Consider the following 14,084-nt stretch of genomic DNA (forward strand, 5'->3'; position numbering starts at 1 on the left):
GCCGACACCCGGCGGACGCCCGCCGCGCCGGCCGCGCGGCCAGCGCAGGAGCACCCATGGACGAGCACGCCACCACCGGCACCGGAGAACGGCCCGACGGGCCGCCGGTACCCTCGCCGCCCGCGCCCTCGGGCGACCCGGTCGAGCCCGCGTCCGGGCACGGCCCGGAGCAGCAGCCCGAGCGCCCCTGGCGCGGTTACGTGCAGCTGCCGGCGCAGCCTTCCGCCCCCGAGCCGCACGCGCCCGCGCGGGTCTCCGCGCTCGGGCGCACGGACACCTCGCCCCTGCCTCCGGCCCCCGTCACGCCGACCGCTCCCGCCGCGGGCGTGCCGGCCGCGACGACGAGCGTCCTGCCGGCTCTCCCCGTCCCGGACGCCGGGCCCACCGGCGCGCCGCCGACCGACGACATCCTGCGCGGGATCGGCGAGGAGCCGGCCCCCAGCCGGACCCGCCGCACGCTGATCGCCGTCGGGGTGGTCGTGGTGGCGCTGGTCGGCGCGTACGTCGCGGCGCAGTGGTTCGTCTCCGACAAGATCGCCCACGGCACGACGGTCGCCGGCGTGGACGTCGGCGGGCTCACGGTCGACGACGCCGTCGCGACCCTCGACGACGAGCTCGGCGACCGTGCGACCGAGCCGGTCGCCGTCGTCGCGGGCGGCAAGAAGGCGCAGCTCTTGCCCCGCAAGGCGGGCCTGACCTTCGACGCGCGCGCGACCGTCGAGCCCCTCGTCTCCTTCAGCCTCGCCCCCTCGCGGCTGTGGGACGCCGTGGTCGGGGGTGACGACGTCACTCCCGTCACGACGGTCGACCAGGCCAAGCTCACGGCGGCGCTCACGAAGGTCCAGAAGTCGGTCGAGGTGGCGCCCCGTGACGGCGCGGTCGCGTTCTCCGACGGGGCAGCGACGAGCGTCGCGCCGCGCACCGGCACGAGCCTGGACCGAGGCAAGGCGGCGGCGATCGTCACCGACGGCTGGCTCACGGCGCACGGCGCGCTCGAGCTGCCGACCACGACCGTCCGGCCCGAGGTCGGCGCCGACGCGGTCGATGCCGCCATGGTGTCCGCGGGCACGGTGACGTCGGCGCCGGTCGACCTCACCGTCGGCTCGCAGAAGGTCCGCCTGCCCGGGGACGTCCTCGCGGCCGCGGCCGCGTTCGAGCCCGACGGCTCCGCGCTGCGGCTGACGTTCGATCCCAAGACCCTGCGCGCGGACGTCCTTGCGCGCACCACCAAGCTCGTCACGCCCGCCAAGGACGCCCGGTTCACGTTCACGAAGGGCAAGCCGACGATCGTCGGTGGCGCGAACGGAACGGGCCTCGACGGCGCCGCGCTCGCGTCTGCCGTGTCGGCGGCCGCAGCGAAGGACTCGGGCCGCACCGCGACCGTGCCGCTGAAGACCGTCGAGCCCACCACCACGAAGGACGACCTGGCGAAGCTCGGCGTCAAGGAGAAGGTCTCGGAGTTCGCGACCGTCCTCACCAACGAGCCGATCCGGACCAAGAACCTCGAGGTCGGCGCGAGCAAGATCTCCGGCGACCTCGTCAAGCCCGGGCAGACGTTCTCCATGGTCGACGCGCTCAGCCCCATCACGGCCGCGGCGGGGTACTACAAGGCGCACATGATCGAGAACGGCCAGTTCGTGGACGCCGTCGGCGGTGGGCTCTCGCAGGTCGCGACGACGACGTACAACGCGGCGTTCTTCGCGGGCCTCGACATCGTGACGCACCAGCCGCACTCCTACTGGTTCGCGCGGTACCCCGAGGGCCGCGAGGCGACCATCGCCGTCGGGGTCATCGACATGAAGTTCACCAACGACACGCCGTACGGCGTGGTCGTCCAGTCGTGGGTCGGGGGCGGGAAGCTCCACGTCGCGTTCTGGAGCACGAAGTACTACACGGTCAAGACGACGACGAGCCCGCGCTCGAACGTCGTCCAGCCGACCACCGTCCACGACGCGTCGAAGACGTGCATCGCCGACGGCGGCGGTGAGCCCGGGTTCCACGTGAGCGTGCGGCGGCTCGTCTCGCGCGACGGCTCGGTCGTCAAGGACGAGACGAACCAGTGGACCTACAAGCCGCAGAACCGCAAGGTCTGCACGTCCGACGGAGGTAACGGGTGACGCTCGTGCTGGGGCGCAGCGAGAGGGAGTCGGGGCCGCACGCGCGCGCCGCGGCCCGCGCGGTGGGCTGGGGCGACGGAGGCGACCTGCTCGACCTCGGTGGCACCACGACGACCCTGGAGACGGTCTCGCAGCTGGCCGACCTCGCCGCCGTCGTGTACCTCGACCACCCGCAGCAGCCCGGGCCCGAGCTGGAGCGGGCGCTCCTCGCGGCGCCGGCGAACGTCGTCGTGACCGCGAGCGTCGGCGTGGCCCGCGAGTGGGCGTGGGTGGGGCGCGAGGGCGGGCGCGTCACCGCGCCCCCCGGCGCCGTCGTCGTCGACGAGGCGGGCATGCGCGACTGCCGGCACCGGCTGCGCGCGCTCGGCGCGAGCCCGCGGCTCGTCCCCACGCGCACGCCGGCGGCCGAGCGGATCGCGCTCGCCGGGCCCGCCGGGACGCTGCTCGTGGAGCGGTCGGCGATCCCCGACGGGTTCGCCGAGCTGCCCGAGTCCGGGCGTCTCGCCGACCCCACGCCGCTCTGGTACGGGCTCGTCACCTCGGGCCGGGGGCCCGAGCCGTTCGACCTGCCCGCGCAGGTCTGGCTCGCGTTCGGGCCGCGCGACGACCACCGCGGGTCCCTGCAGCACACGCTCGGCGTGGTCGCCGACGCCGGGATCGACCTCCAGCACCTGCGCTCGCACCGGTCGCACGAGGGCGCGCACGTCTTCTTCAGCTCGTTCTCGTGCCCGTCGAGCGACGTCCTCGACGCCCTGACCGCCGAGCTCGAGGGCCGGGCCGTCGCGCACCGGGTGCTCGCCGTGCTGCCCGGGGCGAGCTTCGAGCCCGGGCCCGTGGCCCTGACGCCGCGCTGGGCGCAGGTGGCGGTCCCGGCGTGACGACGGTCGCGTACCTGGGCCCGGAGGGGACGTTCACGCACGCGGCGGCGCTCGCCTGGCCGGGCACGACGCCGGTCGCGCTGCCCACCGTGCAGGACGTGTACCGCGCCGTCCAGGAGGGGACCGTCGACCGCGGCGTCGTCGCGATCGAGAACACCGTCGAGGGCTACGTCGTGCCGTCGCTCGACGCGCTGCTCGCCTCCGACGACGTCGTCGGGATCGACGAGGCCGTGCTGGAGATCACGTTCGACGCGTTCGTCCGTCCCGGCGCCGGCGAGCTGACCGAGGTGTCCGCACACCCGCACGGGCTCGCGCAGTGCCAGCGGTTCGTGGCGCGCACCGGGCTCACCCCCGTGCCCGCGGCGTCGAACGCGGCGGCCTGCCGTGACGCCGCGCCGCACCAGGTCGCGCTCGGCCCGCGCCTGTGCGGCGAGCTGTACGGGCTGGACACCTACGAGCGCGACGTCCAGGACTTCGCCGGCGCGCGGACGCAGTTCCTCCTGCTCGCGCGGCGCGCGGAGGCCCGGGCGACCATCCCCGCCGCGGGCGCCGAGGCGGGTGCCCGCTGGCGCACCATGGTCGCCGTGACGCCGGTCGTCGCGGGCCCGGGCGTGCTCGCGCGCATCCTCGCGGCGTTCGGGGCCGGCGGGCTGAACCTGTCGAGCCTCATCACGCGGCCGCTCAAGGTCGCGGGCCGCTACGTGTTCGTCCTCACGGTCGACGCCGCCCCCGTGGATCCCGCGCTCCGTGCGGTGCTCCAGGGGCTGCTCGACGACGGGCACCTCCTCAAGACGCTGGCCGCGTTCCCGGAGCGCGCCGATCGTGCCGAGGTCCTCGACCTCGAGCACGTGCCCTCGGGGTCGGTCGGGGGCGCCGCGGCGGCCGGCGACCTCGACCGGGAGCTGCTGTGGTGACGGCGCACGCGAGCGGACCGGCCGGCGCGACCGAGGCGCCGCTCGTCGTCGCCCGGGTCGGGGTCGTCGGGCTGGGGCTGATCGGCGGCTCCGTCGCCCGGACGCTGGTCGCGGCCGGCGTCGACGTCGTCGCGTCCGACCCCGACGCCACGACCCGCGCCGCCGCTCGGGACGCGGGCGTGCGGACCGTCGGGAGCGCCGCCGAGGTGCTGACCGAGCGCCCCGACGTCCTCGTGCTCGCGCCGCCGCTCGCCGCGCTCCCGGCGGTGCTCGACGAGCTCGCCGCGGCGCTCCCGCGGCTCGTCGCCGACGGCGGGCCCGTCCCCGTGCTGACCGACGTCGGCAGCGTGAAGGCGCCCGTGCGCGCCGCCGTCGACGCCGCCGGCCTCGGCGCTCGCTACGTGGGCGCGCACCCCATGGCGGGCACCGAGGAGTCCGGCTTCGGCGCCTCGCGAGCCGACCTGCTGCCCGGGTGCGCGTGGGCGGTCACGGTCGGCCCGACGACGTCGCCCGACCACCTGCTCCCAGTCCTGGCCCTGGTCACGGGCCCGCTCGGCGGGGTGGCGCGCGTCGTCGACGACGCCACCCACGACGCCGCGGTGGCCCTGGTGTCGCACGTGCCGCACGTGCTCGCGACGGAGCTCCTGAACCTCGCCACCGCGGCTCCCGCGCGTGCGCTCGCGCTCGGGCTCGCCGCGGGGTCCTTCCGCGACGGCACGCGCGTCGCCCGCACCGACCCCCGCCGCACGCAGGCGATGGTCGACGGCAACGCGGACGCCGTCGTCGGGACGCTCCGGGACGCCGCCGCCCACCTGGGGGCGCTCGCGGACGCGCTCGACGCGGGCGACGCCGCGGCCGTGACGGCGTTCTTCGACGCGGCGGACCCGGTGCGCACGGCGCTCGCCGACGGGGTGTCGGCCGGCACGTCGCCGTCGGCGACCGTCCGCCTGGACGAGCCGGGCTGGCAGGACCGGCTCACGGCGCTCGGCGCGGCGGGCGCCCTCGTCACGCGGATCGGGCGCGAAGCCGTCGTCGTCGCCCGCTGACGTGTCGGCCCCGCCGAACGCCATGGGCGCCGCGGACCGCCACCGTCCCCGCCGAACGCGCGCTTCTCGCCCCTCGAACACGGGCTGCGCGCCTGTCGACGCGGGTGGACGGGCGCCCAGCCCGTGTTCGGCGCCGGGGAGGGCGGATCAGGCGCCGAGGACCTGCGTGAGGTACGGGTTCGCGAACAGGCGGTCGGGGTCGAGCTCGTCGCGCACGCGCACGAAGTCGCCGAACCGCGGGTAGAGCTCGGCGAGGTCGTCGGCGCCGAGGAAGTGCAGCTTGCCCCAGTGCGGCCGCCCGCCGTGCGCGCGGAAGATGTCCTGCGCGGCCGTGAAGTAGGGGCGGAAGTCCTCGCGGAAGTAGCGGTGGATCGCGACGTAGCCGGTCTCCCGGCCGGACGCCGTCGACAGCCACAGGTCGTCGGCGGCGGCGGCGCGGACCTCGACCGGGAAGGACACGCGGAGGTCGCGCGCGCGGATCATCGCGTCGAGCTCCCGCACGACCGACGGCACCGCCTCGCGGGGCACCGCGAACTCCATCTCCCGGAACCGGACGGTGCGCGACGTCGCGAACACCCGGTGCGACAGGTCGGTGTACTCGCGGCGGGCCATCAGGCGGGACGCCAGCCGGTTCGCGACGGGCACGACGCCGCGCGCCCGCGCGCCGACGGCGCAGATCGCCCCGTACAGCCCGTTGGCCAGGAGCTCGTCGTCGACCCAGCCGCTCAGGCGGGGGACGGGGGAGAGCGGGACGTCGCCGGGCAGGCGCGTGTTGGTCTTCGTCGACGCGATCTCGGTGCCGGGGAACCAGTAGAACTCGAAGTGGTCGGCCACGGCGCACCGCTCGTCCCACTCGTCGAGCACCTGGGCGAGCGGCGAGGGTGCCTCCACGGCGTGCAGCGCGAACTGCGGGACGCACTGGAGCGTGATCTCGGTGAGCACGCCGAGGGCCCCGAGCCCCACCTGGACGGCGCCCCAGTACCGCGGGTTCTCGTCGGCGCTCACGGTGAGCAGGCGGCCGTCCGCGGTGAGCAGACGCACGCGGACGATCTGCGTCGCGATCCCCCCGAAGCCCGCGCCCGTGCCGTGGGTGCCCGTCGAGACGGCGCCGGCGAGCGTCTGCCGGTCGATGTCGCCGAGGTTGGGCATCGCGAGCCCGTAGGGCGCGAGCAGGCCGGGGATCTCGAAGAGGTGCGTGCCGGCGCCGAGCGTCACCTGGGCCGCCGCGGTGTCGACGGCGCGCAGGCCGGACAGCCCGCCGAGGTCGAGCTGGACGCCCGGCGCGACCGCGATCCCGGTGAACGAGTGGCCGGCGCCGACGGGCTTGACGCCCAGCCCGGCGTCGCGGGCGGACCCGAGGACGGCGCGCAGCTCGTCCTCGGAGGCAGGCCGGGCGACACCGCGCGGCCGGGCGGTCTGGCTGTGCCCCCAGTTGCGCCACGCGGGCGCGGGGCGCCACGGGACCGACGTGGTCGCGTCGGCCGTCGTGTCGTTCGTCACAGGAACACCTTTCGTTCGCCCCGGTACGTCGGGACGCTGCCGAGGACGGTCACGGCGCCCTCGGGGTCGTACGGATGGTCGCCGGGCGCGCCGACGACGACGAGCTCGTCCACGTGCTCGGAGATCTCCCCGGCCTTGGTGTGCCGCAGCCACGCGCGGTCGCCCGGGCGCAGCGCCGCCGCGCCCGGCCCGCGCAGGGGCGTCTGCACCTCCCCGGCCGCCTCGGTGCCGACGTAGCGGGTGCCCTCCGGCCACACGACGCGCGGCAGGCGGTCCGCGGCGGGCGGCCCGGAGGCGACCCAGCCGCCGCCGAGCAGCGTCGCGACGCCGGGCGCGGGGTTGCGCACGACGGACAGCGCGAACGCGACCGCCGGCGCGGGCGTGAACTGCGCGTAGTTGTCGAACAGGTGCGGCCCGAAGAGGCCGCTGCCGGCCGCGACCTCGGTCACGGCCGGGTCGGCCGACGTGGTCTCGAGCGAGCCGGTCCCGCCGCCGTTGACGAACTCGAGGTCGGCGACCTGCCGCACCGCGGCGACGGCGGCGCCGCGCCGGGCGACGAGCTCCGTCCCCGACCACGCCTGCAGCCGCCGCACGACGGCGGAGCGCGCCGCCCGGCCGGGCGTGGCGTTCGCGAGCCCGGCGATCTGCGCCTCGTACGCCATGACGCCGACCAGCCGGAACCCGGGCCGCTCGGCGACGTGCCGGGCGAGCGCCAGGGCGCGCTCGGGCGTGTGGACGGGGGAGCGGAGCACGCCGACGTGCGCGGCGCCGCCCAGCGCGCCGAGACCGGGCAGGTCGTAGGACGCGTCGAGCTCGAGGCAGACCCGCACCTCCTCCCGCTCGCCCGGGCGCGCGACCGCGTCCACGAGGTCGAGCTGGGCGACGTCGTCGACCATGAGCGTGACGCGCGAGGCGAGCACGGGGTCGCTCGCGAGGCGGCGCAGCGCGGCACGGTCGGCGGTCGGGTAGCCGACGACGACGTCGCGCACGCCGCTCCCGCCGTCCGCGGGCGCGCCCGGGTCGGGCTCGGACGCGAGCCACAGCGCCTCGGGGAGGGTGTACGCGAGGATGCCGGCGTACCCGTCGAGGGCGAGCACGGCGTCCAGGACGGCGCGGGTGCGGACCGACTTCGAGGCGACGCGGATCGGCATCCCGCCGGCCCGCCGGAGCATGTCGTGGGCGTTGTGCGCGAGCGCGCGCAGGTCGAGCGTCGCGTACGGGGGGTCGAGCGCCTCGGTCGCGGCCGTGAGCGACGGCCAGTACGACGCGGGCGTCGCCCAGGGCGCGCGGGCGTGGCCGCCGACGGTCGCGGGGGAGGTGCTCGGCAGTGCGACCAGCGGTGGCGTCGGCGGCAGGGTGCTCATCGCACGCTCCGCACGGGCGCGACGGCGAACGCGCCGCCGATGGCCAGCACCCCGGCCGCGAGGAAGAGCGGGGTGAAGCTGTGCGTCTGCGCGACGAGCCAGCCGCCGATGAGCGGGGCGAGGGCCTGCGGGACGGCGTACGCGACGTTCATGATGCCGAGGTCCTTGCCGCGGTCGGCCGCGCTGGGGAGCACCTGGGTGGCGAGCGCCTGGTCGACGGACAGGAACGCGCCGAACCCGAAGCCCAGGAGCGCGGCCGCGACGAGCGCCACCGGGTACACGGGCACGAACGCGAGGAGCAGCCCGGCCGCGCCCTGGAGCGCGGCGCACACCACGACCATGACCTTGCGGCGCCCGAGCCGGTCGGACAGCCGCCCCAGCACGAGCGCGGCGACGATCACGAAGACCATGTAGACGAGCGTGAGGAACAGGAGGCCGGTCTCGGCGTCGTCCTCGCTCTGGTGCATCGGCCCGTACTCGAGGAAGTAGAGCAGGAGGACGGTCCCGAAGCCGTTGCCGGTCATGACGAGGATGCGGCTGGTGAGGGTCCAGGCGAAGTCGGGATGCTGGCGCGGGCTGATCCAGAACCCGGCGACGACGGCGCGCAGCGAGAACGGCTGCAGCTCCTCGCGCGGGACGGCGGGGTCGTCGAGCCGCAGGAGGAACGGCACGACGCAGACGAGCAGCACCACGGCGACCAGCACGTACCCGGCGACCTGGGCGAGGCCGAGCACCGTGACGAGGCCGACGCCGAGCAGGATGCCCGCCGCCTGGGGCGCGGACATCCAGCCGGAGACGGTGCCGCGCTGGTCGACGGGCACACGGTCGCTGATGGTCGCGGTCAGCGCGGCGGTGAGCACGCAGAACCCGACGAGCGTCACGGACCACCACACGGCGACGCCGACGATCGTGTGCTGGACGGAGAGCACGACGAGCGCGACGGCGAACAGGACGGCGCCCACCGCGATCCACGGCCGACGGCGCCCGAACCGCGACGACGTCCGGTCGGAGAGCGCCCCGGTGAGCGGGTAGGCGACGAGCGCGCAGACGCCCGCGATCGCCGACACGATGCCGAACCCGCGGACCGACGCGACCCAGTCGACGGGGTCGAGGATCGTGTCGACCTGCTGCGGCAGGAGGAGCTGGATGGGCGTGAGCTGCGCCATCCAGACGCCGAACCACGCGGTCGCGAACGCGGCGATCCACGCCCCCGGCACGAACGTGCGGGGCTCGGCGAGACCAGCGGTGCTCACGGCGGCCGGCGCCGTCATGCGTCCGGGTCCGGCTCGGAGAACCCGAGGACCCCGGAGACGGCGAGCTCCCGGGCGGCCGCGATCCGCTCGGGGTCGCGGAACGACAGCCACGACGTGGTGAGGCCGTCGAGGAGGGTCACGACGTAGCGGGCCAGCACGTCCACCGGCCGGGTCCAGCGGGTGCCGGTCGCGGCCGCGGCGGCGACGAGCACCTCGGCGGCCGCCTTGTCGTAGGCGTCGTACTCGGCCCGGACCAGGTCCGCCAGCTCGGGCTCGCGCAGCGCGTACTGGTGCAGCTCGAGGATCGCCTGCTCGCGCGCCGGGTCGGCCTCGACCGCGGCGACGAACGCGTCGAGCGCCGCCTCGAGCAGGCCCTCGAGCGTGACCGGGCCGGTGGTGAGCTGGCCCGCCGTGGACAGCACCTCGCCGACCGAGTGCACCTCGTCGACCAGCACCCGCTCGATGACGTGGCGCATGAGCTCGGTGTGCGACTCGAAGGCGTAGTGGAAGCTCGCGAGCGACATGCCCGCCTCGCGGACGATGGCTCGCGTGCTCGCGGCACGCACGCCGTCGCGGGCGATGACGGTCGTGGCCGCGTCGAGGAGCGCCTGGCGGCGCTCGGCGACGGGCATCCGCGTGCTGCGCGCCACGGGCGCCGGGGTGCGGGGGCGTCGCCGCCGGGGGGGCGCCGGCGGCGTCGCCGGCTCGTCTGAGACGCTCGTCTGGGACATGTGACCCACTGTAATGCCCGTCACACGTCCGTCCGACCCCTCGGGCTGGTCAGGACCCTGCACCGCGCGCGACGTCGTCATGGCGTGATGGTCCCACCCCGACCGTGCCCCGCGCGCGTCCGGCACCGTCGCGCGGTCGGCGCCGGGGCCGTGTGGACGCGGCGGCCCCGGCGCCGTCATCATGGCGCCGTGAGCTCACCCCGCCGCCTGCTCGGCCACCCCGACGGCGTCCACCTCGTCCTCATGCTGGCGCTCACGTTCACGACGGGCATCGTCGACGCCGTCGGCTACCTCGGGCTCGACCGCGTCTTCACCGCGAACATGACCGGCAACGTCGTCATCCTCGGCATGGCGCTCGCGGGCGGCAACGGGCTGCCGATCCTCGGCCCCGTGCTCGCGCTCGTCGGCTTCGCGCTCGGCGCCGTCACCGGCGGCCGGCTGCTGCGCGGGCGCCCCTCGCACTGGAACGAGCGGTCGACGGCGGCGTTCGGCACGACCGGCGTCGTCGCGACGCTCCTGGGCGTGGGCGCCGTCGTGGCGGTGCCCGCCGAGCACTCACCCTGGGCGTTCGCGATCACCGTCCTCCTCGCCGTCGCCATGGGGCTCCAGGCGGCGTCGGCCCGCCGGATCGGCGTCAAGGACGTGACGACCGTGGTCGTGACGTCGACGCTGACCGGGCTCGCGGCGGACTCGCGGCTCGGCGGTGGCTCGTCCGAGAACTGGCCGCGGCGCCTGCTCGCCGTCGTGCTGATCCTCGCCGGCGCCGCCGCGGGCGCGCTCCTGCTGCGGGTCGTCGGCGAGCGGGGGCTGGGGGTCGGGATGATCGTCGCCGGCGTGCTCAGCCTCGTGGTGGCGCTGACGGGCCACCGGCTGCGGGTCCGGGGCGAGCAGCACTGACCCGCCGGGCCGGCCGCGGCGGCACCCGCTTGGCGCTGACGACGTCGTCGGCCGCGACGCGCACCGGCGCGGCGTCCTGCCCGTCCCGCGGCGTGTCCGGGCGCAAGGTCAGCCCGGAGTCGTCCACGGCGAGGACCACGCCGATCACGTCGGTCCACCGGTGGCCCGACGCTTCCTCGCCGGCGAGCCGGCGCCGCACGACCACCCGGTCCCCGGCCGACCAGTCCCGCCACGACCGCATCTCGAACGTCACGCGTACCTCACCTCCAGACTGCGCGATACTAGACCTCGACCGCCCCTCGCGGCCTCCCTCGAAAGGACTCGTGCAGTGACCTACGTGATCGCTCAGCCGTGCGTCGACGTCAAGGACAAGGCGTGCATCGAGGAGTGTCCCGTGGACTGCATCTACGAGGGCAAGCGCTCCCTGTACATCCACCCCGACGAGTGCGTCGACTGCGGCGCCTGCGAGCCCGTGTGCCCCGTCGAGGCCATCTACTACGAGGACGACGTCCCCACGGAGTGGAGCGACTACTACCGCGCCAACGTGGAGTTCTTCGACGACCTCGGGTCGCCCGGCGGCGCCGCGAAGCTCGGCGTGATCGACAAGGACGACGCGATGATCGCGGCCCTGCCGCCCCAGGCCTGACGGCTCGCCGGACCCACCGATACGCATGGGCTTCCACCCGCTCGACGACCCGTACCCCTGGGACACGCTGGCGCCCGTCGTGCAGGCGGCGCGGTCGTACCCGCGTGGCCTCGTCGACCTGTCGATCGGCACGCCCGTCGACCCCACGCCCGGCGTCGTCCGCGACGCGCTCGCCGCGGCGTCCGACGCGCACGGCTACCCGACGACGCACGGCACCCCGGCCCTGCGGGAGGCCGTGGCCGGCTGGTTCGCCCGCACGCGCGGCGTCGCGGACCTCGACCCGGAGGCCGTCCTCCCGACGGTCGGCTCCAAGGAGCTCGTCGGGCTGCTTCCGTCGCTGCTGGGGCTCGGCCCCGGCGACGTCGTCGTGCACCCCGCCACCGCGTACCCCACCTACGACGTGGGCGCGCGCCTCGCCGGCGCCACCGCACTCCCCGCCGACGACGTCGAGGCGTGGGCCGGGCGCACCGACGTGCGCCTCGTGTGGGTGAACTCGCCGGGCAACCCGACCGGTCGCGTGTCGTCGGTCGAGGAGCTGCGGCGCGTCGTCGAGGCCGCGCGCGAGATCGGCGCCGTGGTGGCGAGCGACGAGTGCTACGCGCTGCTGCCGTGGTCGGAGCCGTGGGCGTCGCACGGCGTGCCCAGCATCCTCGACCCGCGGGTGAGCGGGGGCAGCCACGAGGGGCTGCTCGCGGCGTACTCGCTGTCCAAGCAGTCGAACCTCGCCGGCTACCGCGCCGCGTTCGTCGCGGGGGATCCCGCGCTCGTCGGGTCGCTGCTCGCGACGCGCAAGCACCTCGGCATGATCGTCCCCGCTCCCGTGCAGGCCGCGATGGTCGCCGCGCTCGACGACGACGCGCACGTCGCTGCGCAGCGCGAGGTGTACCGGCGTCGTCGGCGGCTGCTCGAGGGCGGGCTGCTCGCGGCCGGCTACCGGATCGACGACTCCGAGGCCGGCCTCTACCTGTGGGCGCGGCCCGCCTCCGCCGGCGGGGAGGCCCAGGACTGCTGGCAGACCGTGAACGACCTCGCCGGGCTGGGCATCCTCGTCGGGCCGGGCGCGTTCTACGGTGCCGCGGGCCGCTCGCACGTGCGGGTGGCCCTCACCGCGACCGACGAGCGGGTCGCCGAGGCCGCCGCGCGCCTCGCGGGGGAGTGACGCGCCCGCGGTGAGCGCTTGGTGCCCCGCTGGGTGCCGACGCCGTCCCGGGTGTGACGCAGGACACGTCGTCATGCGTGGGTCAGGCAGGGCCCGCGGCTTGGTCACGACGGAGTCCGGCGCGTAGTCTCGGACGACAGGCCCGTGCTGCTGCGAGGCCGCCGCGGCCAGGGCGTCGACGCTCGCGCGAGCGGCCACCGCGCCACCTGCCTCCCAGCGTCCAGGAAGGAAGTCATGACCCAGACCCCCAGCGCGCCCGCGCCCGACGCCGTCCGCCTCGTCGCGGGCGAGGTCTCCCGCGAGCTGCCGATCGTCCACGCCACCGAGGGCAACGACGGCATCGTGGTCTCGTCCCTGCTCAAGGAGACCGGGCTCGTCACCGTCGACCCCGGCTTCATGAACACGGCCTCCTGCACCTCCGCCGTCACCTACATCGACGGCGAGCAGGGCATCCTGCGCTACCGCGGCTACGCGATCGACGAGCTCGCCCAGAGCTCCACCTTCCTCGAGGTCGCCTACCTGCTCATCCACGGAGAGCTGCCCGACCAGCCCACGCTCGACGCCTTCACCGAGCGCGTCAACCGGCACACGCTCGTCCACGAGGACTTCCGCACGTTCATGGGGACCTTCCCCCGCAACGCGCACCCCATGGCCGTCATGGCGTCGGCCGTCAACGCGCTCGCCACGTTCTACCCGGAGTCGCTCGACCCCAGCGACCCCGAGACCGTCGAGCTCGCGACCGTGCTGCTCCTCGCCAAGACCCGCACCATCACGTCGTACCTGCACCGCCGCCGCGTCGGCGAGCCCCTCCTGTACCCGGACTACTCGCGCGGCTACGTCGAGGACTTCCTGCGCATGACGTTCGCGCGGCCCTACGAGCAGTACGACGCCGACCCCGCGGTCATCGAGGCGCTCGACAAGCTGCTCATCCTCCACGCCGACCACGAGCAGAACTGCTCCACGTCGACCGTGCGCATCGTCGGGTCCGCGCACGCCAACCTCTTCGCGTCCGTGTCCGCCGGGATCAACGCGCTGTCCGGCCCCCTCCACGGCGGCGCCAACGAGGCCGTGCTCCTCATGCTCGACAAGATCCAGAACGCCGAGTACGACGTCGACACGTTCATGACCAAGGTCAAGAACAAGGAGGACGGCGTCCGGCTCATGGGCTTCGGCCACCGGGTCTACAAGAACTACGACCCGCGCGCCGCCATCGTCAAGAAGTCCGCCGACGCCGTCCTCGCGACCCTCGGCAAGAACGACGAGCTCCTCGACATCGCCAAGCGGCTCGAGGAGATCGCCCTCAACGACGACTACTTCATCGAGCGCAAGCTCTACCCGAACGTCGACTTCTACACCGGGCTCATCTACAAGGCGCTCGGGTTCGAGCCCGCCATGTTCACGCCGCTCTTCGCGCTCGGCCGCATGCCCGGGTGGATCGCGCAGTGGCGCGAGATGATGGGCGACCCGCAGACCAAGATCGGCCGGCCGCGGCAGGTGTACATCGGGGAGACCGAGCGGGCGTACGTGCCTGTGGGTCAGCGCTGATCGTCTCCTCGGCTGGGGCGGCGGGACCGAGGTG

General features: G+C 75.2%; 13 protein-coding genes. 8 read left to right on the top strand and 5 right to left on the bottom strand.

The features are described 5' to 3' along the window. Positions 1–56: 56 nt before the first annotated feature. From ACLQ14_RS10665 to ACLQ14_RS10680, 4 genes are read left to right on the top strand one after another with little or no spacing between them, the layout of a single operon-like run. A complete protein-coding gene (locus ACLQ14_RS10665) occupies positions 57–2,117 on the top strand; it encodes a VanW family protein (protein WP_425812715.1) in 2,061 nt (686 codons plus the stop codon). Beyond that, on the top strand, positions 2,114–2,995 hold the full coding sequence (locus ACLQ14_RS10670; protein WP_425812717.1) for a hypothetical protein: 882 nt from the start codon (positions 2,114–2,116) through the stop codon (positions 2,993–2,995). The genes ACLQ14_RS10665 and ACLQ14_RS10670 overlap by 4 nt, the downstream gene beginning before the upstream one ends. Further along, positions 2,992–3,909 (top strand): prephenate dehydratase, encoded by a 918-nt coding sequence (locus ACLQ14_RS10675; protein WP_425812719.1) that lies wholly within the window; start codon positions 2,992–2,994, stop codon positions 3,907–3,909. Before ACLQ14_RS10670 ends, ACLQ14_RS10675 begins: the two co-directional genes overlap by 4 nt. Continuing rightward, the gene (locus ACLQ14_RS10680) at positions 3,906–4,955 is read left to right on the top strand and encodes a prephenate dehydrogenase (RefSeq protein ID WP_425812721.1); all 1,050 of its coding nucleotides are present in this window, start codon (positions 3,906–3,908) and stop codon (positions 4,953–4,955) included. The genes ACLQ14_RS10675 and ACLQ14_RS10680 overlap by 4 nt, the downstream gene beginning before the upstream one ends. Before the next feature lie 147 nt (positions 4,956–5,102). Here the strand turns inward: ACLQ14_RS10680 and ACLQ14_RS10685 are convergent, their stop codons facing one another. From ACLQ14_RS10685 to ACLQ14_RS10700, 4 genes are read right to left on the bottom strand one after another with little or no spacing between them, the layout of a single operon-like run. Continuing rightward, positions 5,103–6,455 carry a D-arabinono-1,4-lactone oxidase gene (locus ACLQ14_RS10685; protein ID WP_425812723.1) on the bottom strand — a complete coding sequence of 451 codons (1,353 nt, stop codon included), beginning with the start codon at positions 6,453–6,455 and terminating at the stop codon, positions 5,103–5,105. Beyond that, positions 6,452–7,819 carry an alanine racemase gene (locus ACLQ14_RS10690; RefSeq protein ID WP_425812725.1) on the bottom strand — a complete coding sequence of 456 codons (1,368 nt, stop codon included), beginning with the start codon at positions 7,817–7,819 and terminating at the stop codon, positions 6,452–6,454. Before ACLQ14_RS10690 ends, ACLQ14_RS10685 begins: the two co-directional genes overlap by 4 nt. Next, positions 7,816–9,090, bottom strand: a complete 1,275-nt coding sequence (locus ACLQ14_RS10695) for an MFS transporter (protein ID WP_425812727.1) — start codon at positions 9,088–9,090, stop codon at positions 7,816–7,818. Before ACLQ14_RS10695 ends, ACLQ14_RS10690 begins: the two co-directional genes overlap by 4 nt. Continuing rightward, positions 9,087–9,803: a TetR/AcrR family transcriptional regulator gene (locus tag ACLQ14_RS10700; RefSeq protein WP_425812729.1), complete on the bottom strand. Its 717-nt coding sequence runs from the start codon at positions 9,801–9,803 to the stop codon at positions 9,087–9,089. Before ACLQ14_RS10700 ends, ACLQ14_RS10695 begins: the two co-directional genes overlap by 4 nt. Positions 9,804–9,992: 189 nt before the next feature. Between ACLQ14_RS10700 and ACLQ14_RS10705 the strand changes: the two genes are divergently transcribed. Further along, positions 9,993–10,700 (top strand): YoaK family protein, encoded by a 708-nt coding sequence (locus ACLQ14_RS10705; protein WP_425812731.1) that lies wholly within the window; start codon positions 9,993–9,995, stop codon positions 10,698–10,700. On the opposite strand, the gene ACLQ14_RS10710 is transcribed toward ACLQ14_RS10705, so the two are convergent. Continuing rightward, positions 10,642–10,953 carry a DUF6725 family protein gene (locus ACLQ14_RS10710; protein ID WP_425812732.1) on the bottom strand — a complete coding sequence of 104 codons (312 nt, stop codon included), beginning with the start codon at positions 10,951–10,953 and terminating at the stop codon, positions 10,642–10,644. The two genes, ACLQ14_RS10705 and ACLQ14_RS10710, sit on opposite strands and share 59 nt — an antisense overlap. 75 nt (positions 10,954–11,028) lie before the next feature. Between ACLQ14_RS10710 and fdxA the strand changes: the two genes are divergently transcribed. From fdxA to ACLQ14_RS10725, 3 genes are all read left to right on the top strand, one after another. After that, a complete protein-coding gene (gene fdxA, locus ACLQ14_RS10715) occupies positions 11,029–11,346 on the top strand; it encodes a ferredoxin (RefSeq protein WP_425812734.1) in 318 nt (105 codons plus the stop codon). A 25-nt stretch (positions 11,347–11,371) separates the two neighbouring features. Then, positions 11,372–12,505 carry a succinyldiaminopimelate transaminase gene (gene dapC, locus ACLQ14_RS10720; RefSeq protein ID WP_425812736.1) on the top strand — a complete coding sequence of 378 codons (1,134 nt, stop codon included), beginning with the start codon at positions 11,372–11,374 and terminating at the stop codon, positions 12,503–12,505. 234 nt (positions 12,506–12,739) lie between these two features. Beyond that, positions 12,740–14,050 (top strand): citrate synthase, encoded by a 1,311-nt coding sequence (locus tag ACLQ14_RS10725; protein ID WP_425812738.1) that lies wholly within the window; start codon positions 12,740–12,742, stop codon positions 14,048–14,050. Positions 14,051–14,084: the final 34 nt, after the last annotated feature.

The organism is Luteimicrobium sp. DT211, assembly GCF_049844995.1.
Classification (GTDB): domain Bacteria; phylum Actinomycetota; class Actinomycetes; order Actinomycetales; family Cellulomonadaceae; genus Luteimicrobium.